The 21,455-nt window shown below is 74.9% G+C and carries 19 protein-coding genes; 8 read left to right on the forward strand and 11 right to left on the reverse strand.

Features of this window, described 5'->3' with window-relative positions:
• The first annotated feature begins 111 nt into the window (after positions 1-111).
• The 4 genes from ACIRD3_RS04875 (at position 112) to ACIRD3_RS04890 (ending at position 4,022) form a co-directional block, all read left to right on the forward strand.
• On the forward strand, positions 112-1,050 hold the full coding sequence (locus ACIRD3_RS04875) for a DUF1906 domain-containing protein (protein ID WP_402211651.1): 939 nt from the start codon (positions 112-114) through the stop codon (positions 1,048-1,050).
• Positions 1,051-1,196: 146 nt separating this feature from the next.
• Positions 1,197-2,795 carry a hypothetical protein gene (locus ACIRD3_RS04880; protein WP_402211653.1) on the forward strand — a complete coding sequence of 533 codons (1,599 nt, stop codon included), beginning with the start codon at positions 1,197-1,199 and terminating at the stop codon, positions 2,793-2,795.
• A gap of 224 nt (positions 2,796-3,019) precedes the next feature.
• Positions 3,020-3,343 carry a hypothetical protein gene (locus ACIRD3_RS04885; protein ID WP_402211656.1) on the forward strand — a complete coding sequence of 108 codons (324 nt, stop codon included), beginning with the start codon at positions 3,020-3,022 and terminating at the stop codon, positions 3,341-3,343.
• Between the two features lie 205 nt (positions 3,344-3,548).
• On the forward strand, positions 3,549-4,022 hold the full coding sequence (locus ACIRD3_RS04890; protein ID WP_402211658.1) for a hypothetical protein: 474 nt from the start codon (positions 3,549-3,551) through the stop codon (positions 4,020-4,022).
• Here the strand turns inward: ACIRD3_RS04890 and ACIRD3_RS04895 are convergent.
• The 5 genes from ACIRD3_RS04895 to ACIRD3_RS04915 all read right to left on the reverse strand — a co-directional run bounded on the left by ACIRD3_RS04895 (position 4,012) and on the right by ACIRD3_RS04915 (position 10,672).
• Complete coding sequence (locus tag ACIRD3_RS04895) at positions 4,012-6,078, reverse strand: alpha-galactosidase (RefSeq protein WP_402211661.1); 2,067 nt, start codon at positions 6,076-6,078, stop codon at positions 4,012-4,014. The genes ACIRD3_RS04890 and ACIRD3_RS04895 overlap by 11 nt on opposite strands.
• Before the next feature lie 108 nt (positions 6,079-6,186).
• Complete coding sequence (locus ACIRD3_RS04900; RefSeq protein ID WP_402211664.1) at positions 6,187-8,571, reverse strand: RICIN domain-containing protein; 2,385 nt, start codon at positions 8,569-8,571, stop codon at positions 6,187-6,189.
• A 252-nt stretch (positions 8,572-8,823) separates the two neighbouring features.
• Entirely contained in the window at positions 8,824-9,390 is a 567-nt protein-coding gene (locus ACIRD3_RS04905) for a rhodanese-like domain-containing protein (protein WP_402211667.1), read from the reverse strand.
• Between the two features lie 131 nt (positions 9,391-9,521).
• Positions 9,522-10,271 (reverse strand): sulfite exporter TauE/SafE family protein, encoded by a 750-nt coding sequence (locus ACIRD3_RS04910; protein ID WP_402211668.1) that lies wholly within the window; start codon positions 10,269-10,271, stop codon positions 9,522-9,524.
• A complete protein-coding gene (locus ACIRD3_RS04915; protein WP_402211671.1) occupies positions 10,268-10,672 on the reverse strand; it encodes a rhodanese-like domain-containing protein in 405 nt (134 codons plus the stop codon). The genes ACIRD3_RS04910 and ACIRD3_RS04915 overlap by 4 nt, the downstream gene beginning before the upstream one ends.
• 367 nt (positions 10,673-11,039) lie before the next feature.
• On the opposite strand from ACIRD3_RS04915, the gene ACIRD3_RS04920 reads away from it, so the two are divergent.
• A complete protein-coding gene (locus ACIRD3_RS04920; protein ID WP_402211674.1) occupies positions 11,040-12,425 on the forward strand; it encodes a rhodanese-like domain-containing protein in 1,386 nt (461 codons plus the stop codon).
• Positions 12,426-12,583: 158 nt separating this feature from the next.
• Positions 12,584-13,306 carry a GNAT family N-acetyltransferase gene (locus tag ACIRD3_RS04925; protein WP_402211676.1) on the forward strand — a complete coding sequence of 241 codons (723 nt, stop codon included), beginning with the start codon at positions 12,584-12,586 and terminating at the stop codon, positions 13,304-13,306.
• A gap of 199 nt (positions 13,307-13,505) precedes the next feature.
• Here the strand turns inward: ACIRD3_RS04925 and ACIRD3_RS04930 are convergent, their stop codons facing one another.
• A complete protein-coding gene (locus tag ACIRD3_RS04930; protein ID WP_402211679.1) occupies positions 13,506-14,771 on the reverse strand; it encodes an alpha/beta hydrolase in 1,266 nt (421 codons plus the stop codon).
• Positions 14,772-15,087: 316 nt separating this feature from the next.
• Complete coding sequence (locus ACIRD3_RS04935; RefSeq protein ID WP_402211682.1) at positions 15,088-15,519, reverse strand: hypothetical protein; 432 nt, start codon at positions 15,517-15,519, stop codon at positions 15,088-15,090.
• 134 nt (positions 15,520-15,653) lie between these two features.
• On the opposite strand from ACIRD3_RS04935, the gene ACIRD3_RS04940 reads away from it, so the two are divergent.
• Both ACIRD3_RS04940 and ACIRD3_RS04945 read left to right on the forward strand, forming a co-directional pair.
• Entirely contained in the window at positions 15,654-16,538 is an 885-nt protein-coding gene (locus tag ACIRD3_RS04940; RefSeq protein WP_402211685.1) for a RimK family alpha-L-glutamate ligase, read from the forward strand.
• A gap of 173 nt (positions 16,539-16,711) precedes the next feature.
• A complete protein-coding gene (locus ACIRD3_RS04945; RefSeq protein ID WP_402211687.1) occupies positions 16,712-17,680 on the forward strand; it encodes an LLM class F420-dependent oxidoreductase in 969 nt (322 codons plus the stop codon).
• 48 nt (positions 17,681-17,728) lie between these two features.
• Here ACIRD3_RS04945 and ACIRD3_RS04950 read toward each other — a convergent pair whose 3' ends face one another.
• The 4 genes from ACIRD3_RS04950 to ACIRD3_RS04965 form a co-directional block, all read right to left on the reverse strand.
• Complete coding sequence (locus tag ACIRD3_RS04950; RefSeq protein WP_402211690.1) at positions 17,729-18,001, reverse strand: hypothetical protein; 273 nt, start codon at positions 17,999-18,001, stop codon at positions 17,729-17,731.
• Positions 18,002-18,293: 292 nt separating this feature from the next.
• Complete coding sequence (locus ACIRD3_RS04955; RefSeq protein ID WP_402211693.1) at positions 18,294-18,827, reverse strand: hypothetical protein; 534 nt, start codon at positions 18,825-18,827, stop codon at positions 18,294-18,296.
• Between the two features lie 76 nt (positions 18,828-18,903).
• Positions 18,904-20,370, reverse strand: a complete 1,467-nt coding sequence (locus ACIRD3_RS04960) for an aminotransferase class I/II-fold pyridoxal phosphate-dependent enzyme (protein WP_402211695.1) — start codon at positions 20,368-20,370, stop codon at positions 18,904-18,906.
• A gap of 37 nt (positions 20,371-20,407) precedes the next feature.
• Positions 20,408-21,292 carry a trypsin-like serine peptidase gene (locus ACIRD3_RS04965; RefSeq protein ID WP_402211698.1) on the reverse strand — a complete coding sequence of 295 codons (885 nt, stop codon included), beginning with the start codon at positions 21,290-21,292 and terminating at the stop codon, positions 20,408-20,410.
• Between the last annotated feature and the right edge of the window lie 163 nt (positions 21,293-21,455).

Below are 21,455 nucleotides of genomic sequence, written 5' to 3' on the forward strand. Positions count from 1 at the left end.
TCCACCGGTACGGCGCCTTCGTGGTCGGAAGTGTCGCGCGTGCGGGTGAACGCGGGCGGCACGGCGGCACCGTGACGCGGGGACGTGCCCGGCGGCCGCTAGAAGGGAACGATGCGCCTTCCGTCCCTCGCCGCGCTCCCCGCCGCGGCCGTGCTCGTCCTGCTCCCCGGCACCGCCCACGGGCTCGCCACCGACCTCCGGGCGCCGGCCGCCCGGCCCGCGCCGGTACCCGGGCCCCTCACCGCGCCGCTGCCGATCGCACCGCGACCGGTCGAACCGCGCCCGGACGAACCGGAGCCGGAGGATGACCTGCCGATGTACCGGTTCACCGGGGCCGGCTTCGACGCCTGCTCCGCGCCGTCGCTGGAGGCCCTCTCCGTCTGGCGCACCGCCTCGCCCTACGGCGCGGTCAACATCTACAGCAGCGGGAGCCAGCGCCACTGCGCGCAGGACCAGCTGACGCCGCAGTGGGTGGCCCGGGTCCGTCTGATGGGGTGGCAGCTGGTGCCCACCCACGTCGGGCTCCAGGCGCCCTGCGCCCAGCGCCCGGACAAGCCGCTGCGGATCGACCCGGAGTGGGCCGAGGAGCAGGGCGGGCAGGAGGCGGAGGAGGCGGCGCAGGCGCTGCGGACGCTGGGTCTGGGGCCGGGCAGCCCGGTCTACCTCGACATGGAGGCGTACCCGGCGGGCGACGAGGTCTGCAGCCGGGCGGTGGTCGACTTCACCGCCGGCTGGACCGAGGCCCTGCACGAGGCCGGCTACCGGTCGGGCTTCTACTCCAGCATGAACTCCGGCATCGCCGACATCGTCGCCGCCGCCCGGGACGGACGGTCCCCGCTGCCGGACGCGATCTGGTACGCCCGCTGGGACGGCAAGCCCACGACCACCGGTCAGGCCGGGGTGCCCGACGACCTGTGGACCGGTCACCGGCGCATCCACCAGTACCGGGGCGGCGCCGACGAGACGTACGGCGGGGTGACGCTGAACGTCGACCGCGACCAGGTGGACGGCCCGGTGGCGGGCGGCCCCGTGGCCGTTCCCGAACCGTAACGGGCCGCCGGGACGGCCGTCCGCCCGGCCGTCCCCGGTCGGCCGTCCGGACCGGGCGCGGCGCCGCGCCCGGCCTCGCACTATCGTGACGGTCCGGGCGGGGGCCTCGCGTGGTGCGAGGCGCGGCCGCCGGTGGAGGGGGCGTCGTGATGGTCGAGGAGCTGGCCCAGTGGGGCCCGGAGCTCTACTGGACGAGGGCCCGGGAGCAGCGCCTCGGCCTGGCTCCGCCGGGCAGTGGCGACCAGGGTCCGCTGCGCAGCGGCGCCGTCCCCTGCCTGCTGACGGTCCTGCGGCTGGCGGCACACCGGAAGGCGGGCAGCCGGGCCGATCTGGACCTGGCACTGGCGCTGGTGCGGGCCGGCCGGCTCGCCCGGGCGGTGGAGCTGGTCCGGTCGGGGGCGGATCGGTCGCAGGCGGGTCGGCCGGGGACGGAGGGGGACCTCCTCCGTCTGGTGCGAGCGGCGGGCGAGGCCGGGGACCTGGACGGTGCGCGGGCGCTCGTCGAGTCGCTGACCGACCGCGCCCTGCGGGACGGCGCCCTGGTGGACCACATCGCGGCGGTGGCCCGCGCCGGTGACCACGGGCGCGCCGCCGACCTGGCGCGGACGGTCCGCTATCCGCACAACTGGCCGCGTGCGTGGGCCGGGCTGGCGAAGGCGGTGGCGGACGACGGCGACTTCCCCGCCGCGCTCGGGTACGCCGCCAGAGCCGACGAGTGCGCCGGCCGCGGCGCGGAGGCGGGCCGCACGCTCGTCACGGCCATGGAGATCGCGCGCGCCGCCGGTGACCACGCGCTGGCGGGCACGTACGCCGACCGTGTGGAGGACCTCGTCCGCCGTGAGGGCCGCACGGGCGTCGGGCAGCGCGCGTTCCTGGTCGCCGTGCTGGCCTCGGAGGTCCGCAGCGGGGATCTGGAACGGCTCGACGCCGTGCTGCGCAGCCTGGCCCGTGCCGCCGCCGCGAAGGCGGCGGAGGCCGCGGCTGCGGGGGCGCGGGAGGGCGGCACGGACGCCGACGTCCTCTGCCTCACGATCCGCGCCCGCCCCCACTCGCCCTTCGACGCGAGGATCGTGCCCGAGCTCCTGGCGGCGGTCGCCGAGACCGCCGACCGGGAGACGGCGCTCGCCCTGGCCGACCGGGCCGAGGACCTGCTCCGATCCGAGGCCGGCCGCGGCAGCCTCGCCCTGGAGGAGGCCGTGACCTCGCTGCTCGCCCGGCACGGGCAGGTCGACCGGGCCCTGGCCCTCGTCGACCGGATCGTCGAGCCCGGCCTGCGGGCGGTGCGGAGGACCGAGGTCGTCGAGGTCCTGGCCCGGTCCGGGGACACGGACCGGGCCGAGGCCCTCGTGCGCTCCCTCGCGGCCCCCTGGGCGCGGAGCCGGGCCCTGATGGCCGTCGTCGGCGAGCTGGCCCGGCGCGGCGAGACGGCCCGGGCCGAAGCCCTCGCCGCCGCGGTCCCCGACGACTGGGCGCGGGGCGAGGCGCTCATCGACGTCGTCGGTGCGCTGGCCCGGCAGGGTGAGCCGGACCGGGCCGAGGAGGTCGCCCACACGATCCCCCACGGCGGGACGCGGGCCCGCGCCCTGGCCGTCCTGGTGGGAGCCTCGGAGCCCGCCCGCGCCCGCCGGCTGGCCGCCCGGGCCGTGCTCCTCGACGGCTGGACGACCGTCCTCGACGACCTGGAGGAGATCGCCCCCGGCGGGGCACTGGCCATCGCCGACGAGGTGCTGGCCCGGCGTCCGTGACGCGAGGCAGAGGACGACACCGGACCGGGGCAGGAACCGGTGCGGCCGAACGGCGGACACCTGCCCCGGTGGAGGTACCTCGATTTCGGGAAACGGGCAGGTCAGGAGCCCTGATGACGGTCCCTCAAGGCACTGCCCGCCGCGCCGAAGCGCGTGTGTGGTCCGTTTTCGGACGTGCTTGTTGCGAACATCCCGGTACGAGTCCGCACACACGAGGAGCAGCCATGTCCGTGATCCTGACCCTGGAGGTCGCCGGCGACGCGAAGGCGCTGGAGCAGTACGCCCGGGACAACGCGCAGACGTTCCCGGATGTCCTGGAGGCGGCGAAGCGCCACGGTCTCATCGCGCACCGTTTCTACGGCTCCGAGGACGGCAGCCGGGTGCTGGTGCTGGACGAGTGGCCCGATCGGCAGAGCTTCGAGTCGTTCTTCCAGGAGAAGGGGTCCGAGATCCGGCCGATGTTCGAGGCCATCGGGGCGACCGCGCCGGTCGAGCCCACGATCTGGCGGGAGCTCTCGACCGGAGACGCCCACGGCTGGGGCGCCTGATCTCCGACGCCACCACACCGGCCCGGCCCCGGCGCACGCACGCGCCGGGGCCGGGCCGGTGTGGTGGCCCGGGGGCGGCTCCGACCCGCGGAGCCCGGGCCTGACGAGCCCGGGGACCATCGCACCTCACACTTCGCGGGCCCACGTCGTCGGATCACTGGAACACCGGTGATGGACGCCGCGAGGCAGAAGAGGGGACCACGTCATGGCAACGACGACGGGGACGGCGACGGCAACGGCTACGGGGACGGCAACGGCTACGGGGGCGTCGACGAGGACGCACCGGCGCAGCCACACCTTCCTGCGGGCGGCCGTCGCCCTGCAGACCACGACCGTCTTCTTCCAGGCGGTCACCGCGGGCCTGCTGCTGACCAGCTCCTCCGCCGGGGTGGTGCACGGCGTCGGGGCGCGGGTGATGTACGGCGCCTCGATGCTGTACGTGCTCGCCGCCGTGCTCGCGTGGCGGCCGGGCGGCGGTTCGCCCCGGCCGATCCTGTACGCGACGGGCTTCCTGGTGCTGGCATCGGCGCAGGTGGTGCTGGGCATCGCGCACGTCCCGTCGGTCCACGTGCCCTTGGGCGTCCTGATCTTCGGACTGAGCGTGGCGGTTCTGGTCCGGACGCCGCCCGCCCGCGTCGCGGAGCGGTCCGGCGCCCGGGAGCCGGAACTCAGGAGCTGACGGTCCAGCGCTGCCCGGCGGAGGGCCCGGCCGGCGGATCGGTGGTGACGGGCGTGCCGGGGGCCGCGGTGCGGATGCCGAGGACCAGGCCGGTGGCGACGTTGGCGACGGTGAGGCTGCCGTCGGCCTGGCTCTGCGTCGCCCTCCACTCCTGCCAGGGGTTGCCGGGCGCGAGGTCGTACAGGTAGGCGCTGTTCCCGGCGGAGGCGCCGGCCGAGAGCACGGTGTGCCGGTGGGTCGGGGTGTCGCAGGCGTCGGTGATCCGGAGGGTGCCGTCGGGGTTGGAGGTGACGGTCCACCGCTGCGCCGGGTCGCCGGCGCGCGGCGGCTCCAGGTCGGTGGTCGAGGTGAGCGGGGAGGCGCAGGAGCCGGAGACCGAGAGTGCCAGGCCTCCGGTGGTGAGGGTGTGGTACCCGCCGTCGTCGACCACGCCGGTGCCGCCGCCGGACGGCTGCGCGGCGAGCCGGTAGAGGGCCGCGCCGTGCGGGGGCAGTGAGGCGCCGAGCGGGCCGGTGACGGTCGAACTCGCGCCCGTCCAGAGCTCCTCGGCGCGGTAGGAGGCCCCGGTGAGACCGAGTTCGGCGAGGCCGGTGCTCACCGTGCGGGTGGCCGTCGGGTCCTGGTTGACCAGCAGGACGGCGGTGTCCCCGTTGGCCAGCTGTCGCTGGAGCACGACGGGGGCGTGGCCGTCGGCCGGCCGTGCTCCGACCAGGGTGGCGGGCTTGGCGAGGGTGTCCTGGTCGAGGGCGATGACCTCGCGGTTCTTCAGGATCGCGAGGCTCGCCTCGCTGATCCCGGTGGACCAGGTGTGGCCGTCGGCACTGTGCCCGGACTGCGCGGCGGTGCGCAGGTCGGCACCGGAGATCAGCGGCGCGGCGAGCATCGCCAGGATCGAGGTCTCGGTCCGGGACTCGTCGTCGGTGAACGGCTTGTGGCAGGGGCAGGTGTCGGTGGTGCCGTACAGGCCGTAGACGTCCTGCCAGCCGGTGAACATCATGTCGAGGTCGTTCCAGCTGCCCGGGCGGACGTTGCCGGGGTACTGCAGCGCGGTCTGCAACTGCCCGTTCCAGAGGACTCCGTCGAGTTCGCTGTCCCGGTCGCCGCCGATCCGGCACAGGTGGGCGACCTGGCCGCACCAGACGCCGGTGGGCGCGTAGCCGGGGGCCTGGAAGGGGGCGGTGCCGGCGGCCAGGACGACCGGGTCGGTGCGGGCCGGGTCGTCGGCTGCGAGCAGGTGGGGGACGCCGGTGTGGACGGGCTGGGCGGAGACGCTGAGGGTGACCTCGGGCCGGCCCTGGGCGGCGGAGGCGGCGTCGAGGGCCTGCCGGAGGGTCTGCACCCGGGCGTAGATCGAGCGGGTCAGTTCCCTGCCCTCGCCCTGGGTGCCGTAGTCGTGGCCGTCCGGGCCGAGGATCCGCGGGCCGTACGGGCAGTCGTCGTACTTGACGAAGTCGACGCCCCAGGCGACGAAGTCGGCCGCGTCGGTGGCTTCGTGGCCGAGGCTGCCGGGGTGCATCTGGCAGGTGAGGTAGGTGTCGGTGGCGTAGAGGCCGAACTTCATGCCCTTGGCGTGGGCGTACCGGGCGAGGTACTCGATCCCGTTGACGGTGCGGCCGTCGACGGTCCGCGCGGGGAAGTGGTCGGGGCGCGGGATCAGGTGGCCGGAGGTGGGGTCGGTGCCGGTGCCGTCGCTGCCGCTGACCGGCTGCCCGGCGGCGTCGTAGAGCTGGAGGCCGCCGTCCGCGTTGCGGACCAGGTCGGTGCTCTGGTCGTCGCGGTGCCAGAGCGACCAGCCGTCGTCGATGGTGACGGTGTCGTAACCGGCCGCCACCAGGCCGTTGGCGGCCATGAAGTCGATGGTCTGGACGACCTGTTCCTGGGTGACCTCGGTGCCCAGGGAGTTCCAGGAGTTCCAACCCATCGGCGGAGTCAGGGCGTTGCCGTTGCCGAGGGCGGCGGTGGGGGCGGCCGTGGCGGGACCGGCGGCCGTGAGACCGGCGGTGGCGAGGACGAGCGAGAGGAGGGTGGCCGCGAAGTGGCGGGGAGTTCGGCGCATGCGTGCGCTCCTGGGGGTGTGGGGGACCGGCGCGGCGTGAGAAGGGCCGGGTGGGGCGTGCGGCCGGCCGGGGGGGGCCGGCCGGCCGCGGGTGGTGCGGTGTGGGGGTCAGTCGGTGGCCGAGGCGGTGGCGGCGCGGCCGGGGGAGAGGGTGACGGTGGCGTAGCTGTAGGTCACGCCGTCGACCGTCTTGGTGCGGGCCTCGCGGGCGGTGCCGTCGACGCTGATGCGGTCGTGCCGGCCGCGGAAGCGCGCCTCCCACGTGATCGGCGCGGTACCGGTGTTGGTGACGGTGCTGGCGTGCTCGCCGTCGTGGCGGACGGTGACGGTGCCGGCGCCGACCGGGATGGACGCGACCTGGAGCCAGCCCACCGAGGCGGGCAGCCGGGAGGTGGTGGCGAGCGCGCCGCCGGCGGCGTCCGGCTCGACGCCGAGCAGGCCCTGGACGGTCTGGGCGAGCAGGGTGAACGGGACCTCGGGGTAGTCGCCGTTCAGCAACTGCCCGCTGACGTGCGGCTCGCCGGCGCTCTCGTAGACGTGCCGCATCCACTTCCAGGCGGTGGCGCCGTCGGAGTTGGCGAAGAAGGCGTCCGGCAGGTAGGTGTAGGCCTCCAGGTTGACCGAGCGCTCCGGGCCGGAGTCGGCGGCGTCGACGGCGGCGAGGAGCGCGTCCCGGCGCGGGCCGGGGTCGATCAGCTGCTTGACCGGCATCAGCACGCTCGCCTCGTAGCCCCAGCCGGTGACCGGCCGGCCCTCGGTGTCGTAGCCGTGCACGAGCTCGCCGGGGTGCTGGTTGTCCACGCTCCAGCGGGAGTTGACGTACGACCGCAGGGCGTCGGCGGCGTGCCGCAGCTCGGCGGCGGAGGCGGCGTCGCCCCGGGCGTCGGCCAGCGTGGCGGCGGCCAGGTAGGCCTGGTACTGGGCGCCGAGCGCGTCACCGGCCTCGGCGTAGGTGCCGGCGGCGTTCTCGGCGTAGCTGGCGGTGCCGGCGAAGATGCTGCGGCTGGTGGCCTGGGGGATCGGCAGCCCGCCGTTGTCGACCGGGCCGGGGTGGCGGGCGATGAACGGGCCCAGGGTGTTGCGGACGTACGCACCGAGGGCCGGGTCGTCGGCGTAGTCGCGGTCGCCGGTCCAGCGGAAGGCCTCGCCGGCCTTCTGGACCAGCTCGAACGGCGCGGGCAGCTCACGGACGAAGCGGTTCGGGCCGCGGTAGTCGATCGCCCCGTACGTCCGGGCGTCGAAGTTGAGCGCCCAGACCGGGTAGAGCCCGTTGGCCTCGGTGGCGGAGGCGGCGAAGCCACGCAGCATGGTCTTGTTCTCGGCGTCCAGGCCGAGCAGGTGGGCGCCCACCAGCTGGTGGGCGAAGTCGCGGCTGTAGAAGGCGGACCGGAAGGGGTAGCCGGCCCAGTAGGTGGCGTCGTAGCCGGTGCTGCCGGTGCCGCCCGGGTGGTTCTCGTCCATGTCGAGGACGCCGGTGGTGCCGGCCTGCTGCACCCAGCTGTTGGCCTTGGTCTTGGCCCAGTCGAACAGGGCGACGAGCTCGGGGTCGGAGGAGTCGGCCACCGGATCGTTGGGCGCGGACGGGGCGACGGCCGCGTCGTCCACGTTGACCCAACCGGTGGGCGAGGAGCCGATGGTGAGAACGATCCGGTCGCCGGGGGCGACCCGGATCCGGGGGAGGGTGTACTTCGCGTAGACGGGCTGCTCGGGGAGGGTGAGCGAGCGCACCACCGTGCCGTTGACGCTGACCGCGAGGGTGCCGCCGGCGCCGCCGGTGGCGATCCAGGCCGAGAGGTCGTGGCTGCCGGCGGCGGTGGCGGTCGTCGACCGGCTCACCGTGTAGCCGGTGCCGGCGTCGAGGTAGGCGAGCCGGGTGCCGCTGTGCGGGTTGTTGCTGGCGATGCCGGTGTGCTCGGTGAGGGTCCAGCCTTCGGCGCCCTGCTCGAAGCCGGGGTTGGCGAGGAGGAGCGGCTCGCTGCGGGTGAGCGTCCAGCGGTGGGCGGGGCGTGCGTCGCAGCGGGGGTGTGCGGGGGTGCGCGCCGGCTCGGCGCTCAGGCAGGCGCCGGAGCCCCGGGCGGCGAGGGTGAACGTGCCCTGGGGGGCGCGGGAGACGGTGAAGCGTTCGGCCTCGGGGGAGGTGCCGCAGTCGGCGGTGGCGGGCGGGCGGCCGGAACCGTCGAGGGTGAGGCAGCGGCCGCTCGCGGCGTTGACGAGCAGGTAGTCGCCGCCGGTGCGGCGCAGCTGCCAGCGCTGGCTGAGCAGCCGTTGGCAGGCCGCGCCGACCACCGGGGTTCCGGCCTCGGCCCGGGCGAACCGGGGGCCGAGGCAGCTGCCGTCCAGGGCGGAGCCGAGGACGTAGCCGCCGCCGTCCACGAGCGGCGTCCGCTCGTCGGCGAGGGCCGGGGCGCCGCCGAGGGCCTGGGCGGCGAGGACGGCCAGGAGCAGGAGACCGGACGGTAAGGCGCGGGTACGGGCGCGGGCGCGGGGCGGCATGGCGGATCGTCCTCCGGTCGGGCGGGTGGTTGCTGCGCGGGTGGTTGACGAGTGGAGCGTTTGAACGTTCAAATCGATGCGGCGAGGGTCGCATGTGATGGGTGACATTTCACATGTCCGGACAAGCCCGCGTCAACGCCCGTGCGTTGCCGACCTTTGCGGGTCTGCGGCACCGGACGGGGCGAGCCGTGAGTGCCCCTGTCCGACGGGGGTGGGCAGGGGCACTCACACGCCGGGCCGCGCGGGCCGGCCTCAGCGTCCGAGGGTGGCGAGCGTGTCGTCCAGCGTCGGCGCGCCGGGGCGGGGCCGGTTGAACGGCAGCCTGGCGAGCGCCGTGCCCATGGCGCAGGTGTTGGTCAGCGCGGAGACCGCCAGCCCGGCGCCGACGGCGGCCGAAACCCAGCGGAGGCCCGGCAGTGCGAGGCCCAGCAGCAGTCCGGCGAGCACGAACACGCCGGCCACGAAGCGGACTTGGCGGTCCAGCGCCCACACCGTACGGGCCCCGGCGGCCCGGTCCAGTGGCTGACCGGCGCCGGACCAGGCGTGGGTGCCGCCGGTCAGGGTGAGGGTCGGGATCCCGGCGGCCGCCAGCTGCCGACAGGCGTTCTCGGCGCGCGGCCCGGCCGCGCAGACCACGGCGAGCTCGTTCTGCTCGGCGACGCCGCGCAGCGTCGGCAGGGCGCGGTCGAGCTGGTCCAGGGGGATGTTCACCGCGCCGGGGATGTGGCCGGCGGCGTACTCGCCGGGGGAGCGGACGTCGATGAGGGTGAGCTGCCCCAGGCGGGGCCTGAGCTGCTCGACGGTCAGCGGCGTGGTCATGGGGGGGGGTCCTCTCGTGGGGTGGGGGTGCGGCCAAGGAGTTGGCCAGTGGCCCGATGTCTCGCGTGGGAGCTCGGGGTGGGGCCGGAGCCGGGGTTCGGGGGCGGGTGCTCCCCGGTGCCGTCGGGCGGTCAGCTCAGTGCGGTGAGCAGCATCAGCGCCGCGACGCCGAGCAGGGCGAAGGCGAAGGCCTTCTGCAGGGTGCGCCCGCTGAGCTTGTCGGCGAGCCGCTTGCCGTCCCAGGCGCCCAGGATCGCGGCCCCGGTGAAGGGCGCGGCGACGGTCCAGTCGATGCCGCCGGCCGCGCCGAGACGGGGCAGCAGTGCGGCGAGCGAGTTGGCCGAGATGACCAGCAGGCTGGTGCCGACCGCCTCGGCCATGGTGAAGGCGAGCACCGAGACCAGTGCGGGGACGGCGAGGAAGCCGCCGCCGACGCCGAGCAGCCCGGTGACGGCGCCGAGTCCCGCGCCCGCGGCGGTGGAGCGCCCCGCTCCTGCGGCGGACCGCTCCCGTTGCCCGCCTTCGGCGGGCCTCAGCATCCGCCAGGCGGCGAGCGCCGCCAGCACCGCGAAGCCGCCGGTCAGCAGAGCGCCCGGCACCCGGGCGGACAGTGCCCCGGCGGCCGCGGCGGCGGGCAGTCCGGCGGCGGCGAACAGTGCCCCCGTCCGCCAGCGCACCCGGCCCGCCCGGGCGTGGGCGAGCAGCCCGGTCAGCGAGGTCGCGGCGACGATCACCAGGCTGGCCGTGGTGGCCAGCGCCGGACTGAAGCCGAGCAGGTAGACCAGGGCGGGGACGGCCAGCATGCTGCCGCCCCCGCCGAGCCCGCCCAGGGCGAGCCCGACCACCGCACCGGCGGCGAGCGCCAGCAGCAGCGCGGTCATATCACGTGCCCGGCGTCGCCGGCGGCCGTGGTGACCGGCAGCCCGGCCCGGGCCCAGGCGCCCATGCCGCCGGCGACGTTCAGCACCGCGACCCCGCGCCGTGCGAGCAACTCCGCCGCGCGCCGGGAGCGGTGGCCGGAACGGCAGACCGCGAGCACGGTCCGCCCCGCCGTCCCGGGCGGCAGTGGAACGCCTGCCACCAGGGCGATCAGCGGCTGGTGCAGCGCGCCGGGGGCGTGGCCGGCCGCGAACTCGTCGGCCTCCCGGACGTCGAGCAGCACGGCGGCACCGGCGCGGGCGAGCGCGTGGGCCTCGGCGGGGCCGGCCTGCCCGGGTTCGCGAGGTACAGGTGCGGGCTGTCCGGGGACGGGCTGGTCCGGGACGTGCGACAGCTGGGACAAGGGACTCTCCAGTGGTGGGGGCCGGACAGCGGTGGTCCGGCGGATCGGGGGTGCGGTGGCCCCGCCCGTACGGGCCGGGTGGCCCGGCCCGTAGCGGCAGTGGCGCTTCTTCGGCCCCGCCGATCGTCGGCTCGATTCCCGGCTCACGCCTGGTCGATGCCGGCTCAATGGCGGCGGCCGGTCCCCCCTCGACGCCCACCATAGTACCCCCGGGGGTATTATCGAAATCGTTCAGCGATACCCCCGCCGGTATCGGCCGAAGTCCGGCCGCATGCCGCCAGGCATACCAAGGGGGGTATCGAGACCGAGTCGCGGCGCCCGACGCCGCCCCGTGCCGCGCCGCCCGGCGCCGCCCAGGAGGGTTCCCATGATCTTCAGCCAGTACTACCTCGACTGCCTCTCCCAGGCCTCCTACCTGATCGCCGACGAGCGCACCGGCCAGGCGGTGATCGTCGACCCCCGCCGGGACGTCGACGAGTACCTCGCCGACGCCGAGGCGCGCGGCCTGACCGTCGTCGGCGTCATCAACACCCACTTCCACGCCGACTTCCTGGCCGGCCACCTGGAACTGGCCGCCCGCACCGGCGCCTGGATCGGGTACGGGCGGCGCGCCGAGACCGAGTACCCCATCCGCGAGCTCGCCGACGGCGAGCGGATCGAACTCGGCGAGGTCACCCTCCAGGTCCTGGAGACCCCAGGCCACACGCCCGAGTCGATCAGCATCCTGGTCTTCGAACAGCCCGACGACACCGTCCCGTACGGCGTGCTCACCGGCGACGCGCTGTTCATCGGCGACGTCGGCCGCCCCGACCTGCTCGCCTCCACCGGCGTGACCGCCGAGGAGCTCGGCGCGATGCTCTACGACAGCGTGCACCGCAAGCTGATGGCCCTGCCCGACGAGACCCTGGTCTTCCCCGCCCACGGCGCCGGCTCCGCCTGCGGCAAGAACCTCTCCACCGACCGCCGGTCCACCATCGGCCGCGAGCGCGCCACCAACTACGCCTGCCGACCCATGGACCAGGACACCTTCGTCCGCATCGTCACCGCCGGCCAGTCCGCCGCCCCCGCCTACTTCGGCCACGACGCCGCCCTCAACCGGCAGGACCGCCCGCTGCTCGACCGCACCGACGCCGCCCGGCCGCTGTGCCCCGAAGGCTTCGAGGAGGCCCGTACCGCGGGCGCCGTCGTCCTCGACGCCCGCAGCCCGGAGGACTTCGGCGCCGGGCACGTCCGCGGCGCCGTCAACGTCCCCCTCGACGGCCGCTTCGCCGAACAGGCCGGCACCGTCCTCACCCCGGAGAGCAGCATCGTGATCATCGCCCCGCAGGACCGCGAGGACGAGGTCATCACCCGCCTCGCCCGCATCGGCTTCGACCGTGTCGCCGGCTACCTGCGCAACCCCGGCAACGCCCTGTCAGCCCTCGCCGACGACCTCACTCCCGCCGACCGCCTCACCGCACACCAGCTCCGCACCGCACTCGCCGGCGAACAGCCGCCCACCGTCCTGGACGTCCGCACCTGCGGCGAACGCGCAACCGGCTCCATCGAAGGATCCCTGCACATCCCCCTGACCGAACTCCCCGCCCGCCTGGACGAGATCCCCACCGACCGCCCCCTGGTCGTCCACTGCGCCGGCGGCCACCGCTCCTCCATCGCCGCCAGCCTGCTGCGCTACCACGGCCGCCCCGGCGTCTCCGACCTCCTCGGCGGCTACCACGCCTGGCACACCCTCACCCACCCGGCCGAAGCCTGAACCCAGCCGGCGCGCGCCTCTGCCCCGGCCGCGGGCAGAGGGCGCTCCGCACGCCGCCTCCGACCGGGTGCCGCGGCCGAACCCGTCGTCCCCGGTGGCGGTCCTGTCGGAGGTCGTCCGTGGGCCCGACGGGTGTGCGGGCTGGCAGGATCGGGTCCATGTCGATGGATCCCTTGCTGGCCCGAGCCCGTGGACTGTGGGAGGAACTCGCCTCCGTACCCGTGTCGTTCACGCCGACCGGAGGCGTGCGCGTCGTGGTGTCCGCCGGGTCGAGGACGTGCCCCCCGGGTTGGGTGGGCGTGGTGGTCCTGGGCGGGTCGGCGATCGTGACCGCGCCCGGCGAGGACGCCGCCACGAGGGTGCGCGACGCGCTGGCGGGGCTTCCGGCGCGGGCCCTCGCCGACGCTCGGACGATCCGCGGGGCGCTGCCGGTAGCCCGGGTGCTCGGCCCGGCCGCGCTGTCCTATGTGTCCGACGACCGGTTCCGGCCGGTCTCGCTCGCCGGGCTGACGGTGGAACAGCTGCCCGGCGAGCACCCTGATCTGCGGGAGCTGGAGAACCTGGCGGGAGCGGACGACGCGGACGAGGCCGGGCTGGACGAGATCACCTCACCCGCGTTCGTGATCCGTGAGCGGGGTCAGGTCGTCGCGTCCGCCGGATACCGGCTCTGGCCGAGCCGGACCGCCCACGTCGGTGTGCTGACCGCCCCCGCGTGGCGAGGGCGGAGCCTCGCCCGGGCGGTCGGCTCCGAGGCGGTGGCGCACGCCTTGGCGGCCGGACTGCTTCCGCAGTGGCGGGCCCGGGTGCCCGCCTCCCGGCGGGTCGCGCTCGCGCTGGGCTTCCGCGAGGTGGGCGCACAACTCAGTGTGGAGCTCGCCTAGCCGGAACGCAGGTCAGTCGGCGGACCGCCGTGCAGGATCGAGGCTAAAGGTTGTTTCACAAGGCTGGGGGCCGCGGCAGGGTGTCCGTTTGGATGCGGTTTGACTCCCAGGTCGGGCGCTCGAGAAATAGGACAACTCAGCCGATTCTTGACTCGGCTGACTGCTCGCTCCGGTCTCTCGGAACCTTGTGAAACAACCTTTAGGGCGCAAGCGTGTCGAACCAGCGCACGATCTCGGGCCCCGCCAGCTTGAAGGACCCGTTGTGGTCGGCCTTTCCGTGGTCGACCACGGGGGCCGTCACACCGTTGCGGGCCAGATCGGCCGCGCAGCTGAGGGAGTTGGCGATCGGCACGTCCGTGTCGCCGGCCGCGCTGTGCAGCCGTACGGGCACGTCGGGCTTCCAGTCGCAGGTCCCGTCCTGCGCCTTGAGCGCGGCCAGCAGGCCGCCGTCCGGGTGCCGCAGCCGCTCGTAGAAGCCGTCGGTCAGCAGTTCCCTCACAGAGCCGGGCAGCTTCGTGACGATGTCCTCCTCGGTGTGCCGGGTGTCGAAGAGTTCCTCCACGTACCCCGCGTACGGCTGCCGGAAGGCCTCGGCCGGGTTGCCGTAGACGGGGTGCAGCCGGTTCTGTGCGGTGAGGAAGTACGACATGTAGAAGACACCGCTGATGTCGTTGACGCGGCCGTCGAACAGGGCGGGGATCTCGGCGCCCTGCAGGTCGTACGGTCCGGCGACCGGCGCGAGCGCCCGGAGTCGGAAGTGCCGGTCCGCGCCCCGCGCCAGCTCGCGGCCCAGCGCCATGGCGACCTGTCCGCCTTGGGAGAACCCGGTGCCGTACACGTCTCCGGTGAGCGGCCTGCCGAGCGCACGCGCGGCGGTCCGGGAGGCCCGCAGCATGTCGAGCGAGGCGGAGACGGAGGAGGCGGTGTCCATGTACGGGTGGAGGCCGGGGCCCCTGCCGAGCCCGAGGTAGTCGGGTGCGGCGACGGCGCGGCCCGCGGCGGCGTGCAGATAGGGCGCGTACAGCCCGAAGTCCTTGGCGACGGACGGCGCGTAGTCGCGGTGGACCATCGTGCCGTGGGTGTCGGCCACCAGGTCGAGCCGGTGCCTGCCGTCCTTGGGGAGCACCAACAGGCCGGTGGCCGTGGTCGGTTCGCCCCGGGGCGTCAGGGTCCGGTACGTGAGGCGGTAGCCGCGCACACCGTGGCGCACGGTCGCCGGGTCGATGTCGGCGCCCTTGAGGAACGCGGCGACCTCGGCCTGGCTCAGGTCGGCGACGGGGGTGAGACCGAGGAGGTCCCCGCGCCCCAGGCTCTGCTGGGCCGGGCCGGGTTCGGACGCCGCGACCGCCGGGGTGGCGGCGAGGGCGGTGAGGACGACGACGGTCGCGGCGGCCAGGGCCTGGCGAACTCGTGTGCGCCGTAAGGCCTGTCGGAAGAAGCGGGTGCGGGTCGTGGCGTGGGTCATGACGGCAACGCTACGGAGCCGTTTGCCACCGGGACATCCGACGGTCCCCCCGGCCGGGGTGGGGCCAGCCCCACCCCGGAACCGCGGAATCCCCCCGGGCGGAGGCGAGTCGGGCCGGCCTCCGGCTGTGTACTCCGCGGTCCGTGAGCCGAACACCGAGCTCGCCCGGCCGCGGAGGCGGAGCCCGTCGTGGCGGTACTCCTGGGCCGGGCAGGGGAGTTCTGGGATCGTACGGCGCGGCGAGTGAGGAGGCCTTCCCCGCCGCCGACGGCCGCGGCCAGGACCTGCCCGGAAGCCGCCCGGAGCGCCCGAGCCGTCAGCCGACGGGGGCCGGCCGCCGCTGCCAGCGGGCCCGGTGGAAGATCGGCTCGACGGCGACCACGCAGAAGGCGTGCATCGGCACGTTCGTGCCCCGGGGGTCGAAGAAGCCGACGACGTCGCCGAGGAAGCTCTCGCCGTGCTGATGGATGTGGGGCTCCCCGGCGACGCGGTCGCCGGCGTCGGTGAGCCAGTCCCCGATCCAGAACAGGAGTTCGGCGCGGGCGGTGATGACGATCGTCGCGGCGTGCTCGGCGAAACGGGCCGGGTGGCGGTCGGCTCGGCGGCGGACGTCGTCGGGGCGGCCGGCGGGCCGTGATCCTCCGGCCCGGACCCGGACCCGGACCCGGACCCGGACCCGGACCCGGTCCCGGACCCGGACGCACCGCCCCGCCTGCTGGTCGGCGTCGGCCGCGATAGGTTCGGACACTGTCGGCGAGCCCTTTCGGCGGGGACCCGGGGGCGTGTGGCCCTCTCCCGCTGACGGGCGGAGTGGGTTCGGTGGTCGGCTCCGGAGGGCCGCGGCCTGCCGGGACGCGGCCGGGTGTTCGGTGGGAGAGCGGCATGAGCGTTGCCCGGGTCGCGGTCGTGACCAGCGAGGTCGGCGTCGCGTACGACGAGGATCTCCCGCTGGTCGTGGACGCCCTGCGCTCCGGCGGGTTGTCGGCGGAGCCGGTGGTGTGGGACTCGGCGACGGCTCCCTGGGCGCGGTTCGACGCGGCGGTCATCCGGTCGACCTGGGACTACGTGGAACGGCTCGACGACTTCCTGGCCTGGGCCGACGCCACGGCGGAGGCCACCCGGCTGTGGAACCCCGCGTCCGTGGTCCGCTGGAACAGCGACAAGCACTACCTGGGAGGGCTCGCCCGGCGCGGGGTCGCGGTCGTGCCGACCGGGTTCCTCGAACCCGGGACGCAGGTCACCCCGGCTCGGCTCGGCGGCGCGGACGGTGTGGTGGTCAAGCCCGCGGTGTCCGCCGGTGCCCTGGACACCGCCCGCTACGAGCCCGGCCGGGAGGCGGATGCCGCCCGCCATGCCCGGATGCTGCTGGAGCAGGGCCGCAGCGTGATGGTCCAGCCGTTCATGCCCCGGGTGGCGGAAGGGGAACGCGCTCTGATCTTCGTCGGCGGCGCTTTCAGCCACGCGATCCGCAAGGACCCCCTGCTGACGGAGCCCGGCGTGATCGACAACGACCGGGTGCCGCATCCGGGCGTCGCACCGTACCGGCCGACCGGGGCGGAGCTCCGTACGGCGTCGGCGGCGCTGGCGGCGGTTCCGTCGCCGGGCGCGCTGCTGTTCGCCAGGGTGGACCTGGTGCTGGACAACGCCGGCGAACCGGTGGTGCTGGAGCTGGAGCTCATCGAACCGAACCTGTTCCTCCGGACCGATCCGGAAGGACCGGGACGTTTCGCCGAAGCGGTGACCGCGCGCGCCGCAGCCCCGCGCTGATCCCGCGGACCGATCTGCGGGCCCCCTGACTCCGGTGGTGGCCCGCCACCCGGCCGTCGGCAGCACCACCGGGGTGCGGGAGGCACACCGGACGGTCACGGGCCGCCCCGCCGCCCCGCCGCCCGGCACGCCCGGCGGTGTGAGGGGTGCCGTTTTCGGGGCAGGCGCGGGCCATGGTGAGAATCGGATACACGATGATGACCGAGCAGCGCGGCCCCCGTGACCTGGTCGCGGACGTGGTGCGTGCCGAGCGGGCAGGCTTCGACTTCTCGGTGACCTCGGACCACTCCTTCCCCTGGCTGGACGAGCAGGGCCACGCCCCTTACGCGTGGGCGGTGCTCGGTGCCGCCGCGCACGCCACCTCGCGGATCCCGCTCATGACCTACGTGACCTGCCCGACCTTCCGCTACCACCCGGTGGTGGTGGCGCAGAAGGCCGCCACGCTGCACCTGCTGTCCGAGGGCCGCTTCCGGCTCGGTCTGGGCAGCGGCGAGAACCTCAACGAGCACGTGGTCGGCCGTGGTTGGCCGGCGGTTCCGGTGCGTCAGGCGATGCTCGACGAGGCGGTGCAGATCATCCGGGCGTTGTTCGACGGCGGGTACGTCACCCGTCACGGCCGGTACTTCGACGTCGAGGGTGCCCGGCTGTGGGACCTCCCGGACCAGCCCCCTCCGATCGGGGTCGCGGTCTCGGGGCCGGAATCCTGCGAACTGGCGGGAAGGCTGGCCGATCTGGTGATCGCCGTCGAGCCGGACGCGTCGTTGATCAGCGGCTTCGCGGAGCACGGCGGCTCGGGGAAGCCGGCGGTGGGCCAGCTGCCGGTGTGCTGGGACCCCGACCGGGACGCCGCCGTTCGGCGGGCCCATGAGCAGTTCCGCTGGTTCGGCGGCGGCTGGAAGGTCAACGCCGAGCTGCCCGGGACGGCGGGTTTCGCCGCCGCGAGCCGGTTCGTCCGCCCCGACGACGTCGCCGAGGTGATCCCGTGCGGCGACCGGGTGGAGGACTTCGTCCAGGCGGTACGGCCGTTCGTCGACGCCGGCTTCGGAGAGGTCGCCCTCGTGCAGATCGGCGGCGACAGCCAGCCCGCGTTCCTCGACTGGGCCGAGGACACGCTGCTGCCGGCACTGCGGACGGCGTTCTGACCCCGGTCCGGTCCGGGAGTGGCCGTCGTCAGCGCCGTCGTCAGCGGTTCACCCGGCCCCGCTGTCGGCGGCGTCCGGCCCGGGCCGCACCGAGGCGAGGCGCTCCAGGCCCTGCCACAGCTCCAGGGCCTGCTCGCGCAGCCCCACCGCGGCGCAGTTGCCGGCCTCCACCGCGCTGAGGTAGGCGTCGATCCCGGTGACCGCGTGGCGTACCTGACGACGCAGTGGCTCGACCCGGCTCGCGTCCGTGCCGTGGTCGCGGGGCGGGCCGATCCGCTCGGTCAACAAGGACGTGAGTCGTTCCAGCCCTGCTCTGCTCATCGGGGCCATGCGCACCGTCTCCCGTCGAGTGGCCGCCGCACGGTTCCGCTGCGGACGCGGGACGGGCAGCTCGCTCCACTTTTCGCCCATCTGCCGGACCTGTCAACCGTTGCACGAATCAGCGGTCGTGTATCGGCAGTCGTGGAACGGACGACCTATCGCGGGGGCACGGAGGACGGCCCGGGCACCGAGCGGCAGTGGACGTTCCTGACCGACCACCCCCGTGTCCTCGTCCGGATCGCCAGGGAAGCGGTCGTGGCCGGGCAAGCGCGAGGCGGCGGAAGGCCTGCCGTCACCGAGCGGTGTCCGGACCGGAGCCCGGCCGCCTGTTGCCCGGTGCGAGGACGGTGGCGCTGACCGCTCGGTGCCAGCCGGTCAACGTCCGCGCCTGCTCGGCCGCCCGCTCGCCGAGGCGGTCCAGCTCCGCACGGTCGAGGCGTTCGTCGGTGTCGGCGATCGCGCGCAGCGCACGCCACACCGCGGCTTTGCCCTCGACCCCCGTGCGCAGCGCTTCCAGCTCGATGAGGTCGCTGAGCGGGGCGCGGCGCACGACGGTCCCGTTGGGCTTGAGCCGGCCGATCCGCTCGCCGGCGAGGCCGAGCCAGGTCCGGTACCGCCGGACGGGCACGCCGAGCCGGTCCATGATCCGGACGAGGTCGTCACGGTCCTGTTCGATGTCGTCGGCCAATCGCCGCAGGTCGTCCGCGCGACGGCCGTCGGGGTGCCGACGGGCCATGCGGTCCGCGAGCGCGGCGCCGCCGAAGGCACCGGTCAGGTGATCGTTCAGGTAGATGTGCAGGGGTTCGGCCAACGGTTGGGGGGTCACGATTCCTCCCTGTCAAGGACTCGACGGACGGAGGTCGCCGAGCGGGCGGGCCCGGCACCGGGTCCGCCCGCCGGGTTCAGGTCTCGACGGTGACGCGCACCGTGGTCAGCTCGGGGTCGGAGCTGTCGGGGATGAGCATGCCCGCGGCGAGGCCGGTGCGCAGGTAGTCGATCACGTCGTCGTTGAGGCGTTCGCCCGGGAGGGCGGCCGGGATGCCGGGCGGGTAGGGGGTGAGCATCTCGGCGGCGATCCGCCCGGCGGCCTTCTCCACGGGTACCTGTTCGGTGGGGCCGAAGAAGGCGTCGCGCGGCAGCAGCTCCTGGACCAGCCGCAGCTCCCGGGGAGCGGGGACGTGGACGCGCGGTGCGGGCCTGAGGTCGGGTGCGATCGCGACCAGCTCGGTCAGGCCGTGGAGGAGGGCGTCGGCGGTGGCGGGGCGGTCGGCGTGGGTGAGCTGCGCGCTGATCCGGCGGTGGTCGCAGATGTGCAGGGTGAGCTGGTGGTGGGAGCGCAGCCAGTCGCCGGCGCGGTAGCCGGTGGTGCCGAGGGCGGAGATGTCGATGATGACCTGGAGGGGGTCCAGGTCGGCTGCGAGGCGGGGCCCGCAGAAGTCGTCGCGGCCGTGGACGTGCAGGCCGTCCAGGGCCTCGATCCGGGCCCGGAGGTCGTCGGCGAGGCCGAGGGTGCGGTCGTAGAGGGCGCGGCCGTGCTGGACCATCTGCCGGCGCCAGCCGTCCAGCGCGGCGTAGACGAGGGTGGAGGGGCTGGTGGTGCCCAGCAGGTCCTCGCGCTGCTTCAGGACGGACGGGTCCAGGAGCCCGCCCTGGAGGTGGAAGACCGAGCTCTGTTCGAGCGCCGAGCCCATCTTGTGGACGGAGGTGACGCACACGTCGGCGCCGGCGTCCATGGCCCAGCGCGGCAGCCGGGGGTGGAAGGGGAGGTGCGCGCCCCAGGCCTCGTCCACGATCAGTGGTCTGCCGTGGTCGTGGCAGGCGACGGCGATCGCTTCGAGGTCGGCGCTGGTCCCGTAGGGGGTGGGCGAGGTGACGAGGGCGCCCCGGGCGTCCGGGTGCCGGGCCAGCGCCGCGCGGACGGAGTCCGCGGAGGGCGGGTGGGCCAGGTGCCGCTCCGCGTCCCACTGGGGCTCGATCCACACCGGACGGATGCCCGCGAGGATCAGACCGGCGACGACGGACTTGTGCGCGTCCCGGCCCACCAGCAGCTCCTCGTGCGGCCCGGCGACGGAGAGCATCGCGGCCTTCACCGACAGGGAACTGCCGCAGGTGGAGAAGAAGGTGTGGTCGGCGCCGACGGCCTCGGCCATCAGCTCCTGCGCCCGCTGCAGGATGCCGCGGGAGTCGAGGCGGTCGTCCAGCCCTCCGGTGGCCAGGACGTCCGCGCGGAAGACGTCCGGGCCGAGGGCCTCGATGACGCGCGGGTCGGCACCGCGCCCCTGTTTGTGGCCGGGCGGGGTGAACGTGGTCATGGGGTTGGCGTGGAAGGCCGCGAGGGCCTCCAGCACCGGAGCTTGGGACTGGTCCATGGCCGTGCGTGTGCCCGGCGGGCGGGACGGAAAACGGTCACCGCTGCCCGGCCGTCCTTCGTGCGGCGCGTCGTTCCGGGCCGGCTCCGGCGTGTCCGTCCGCTCCCGGCGAGGTGGCGGCCTCGTACAGGGCGCGGGTGGCGGAGCCGAAGGAGGCGCTGTAGGAGATCTGGGGAGTGTTGCCGCCGGTGTGGTAGCCGCCGATGATCCCGATCACCGCCCAGCCGCCCGTGCGGGGCACCAGCATGGGCCCGCCGGACGTCCCGCCCACGAAGCCGTCGCAGGCGATCCGTTCGAAGGTGCCCGGATCGGCGGGGTCGTCGCTGACCCACCGGGTGGTGCGGCTCAGGCACTCCAGCGGCTTCCGCGCGCCGGCCGGGTAGCCCGTCATCCGTACCGGTGCGTGGTCGGTGCCGGTGCCGGTGAGCAGTTCGAACCCGCCGACCACGTCCTGGATCCGACGGCCGTCCCGGTCGGGCTCGGTCACCGCGAAGGCGAAGTCGTACGCGGCCCCGGCATGCGGGCCCAGCTCGGCGTACTGCTGCGGGACGTACACGCCGTTCGTCCTGACCGGGAAGATGCCGAAGGGCAGGAGCCCGTCGTGGTACTGCGGGACGAACCCCAGATGCCGTGCGGGGGAGGTCCCGGAGGCCCCGATGAGGCAGTGCCCCGCGCTCAGCACCAGGTCGCGGCCGGGGCTGCGGACCACGGAGCCGCTGCAGGTGCGGTGCGTGCCGGCGGCGTCGGTCCAGAAGAACGTGCCGGCCTGCGGCATGCCGTCGAAGCTCCGGCTCGCGGGGATGAACTCACCGGGCCGGGGGCCGTCCGCGGTGGCGGCCGCGGCCGCCGTGGTCGGTGCAGCCGACGTGGCCGGTGTGGCCGGTGCGGCGACCTCGGGGCCGACCGGCCGTGCGGCCGCCATACGGGTCGGGGTCCAGTACCGGCCGAGCTGCACGGCGTCCGGACTGCCCGTGGACGGCGTCGCCGCCACTGCGGTCGGGGCGAGCCCGGCGCCCACCAACAGGGCGGACGCGAATGCCGCGGCCTGTCTGACGGCCCGCACCCTCCGCGGCACGAGCTCGGGC

Source organism: Kitasatospora sp. NPDC093550 (assembly GCF_044764985.1).
Classification (GTDB): domain Bacteria; phylum Actinomycetota; class Actinomycetes; order Streptomycetales; family Streptomycetaceae; genus Kitasatospora.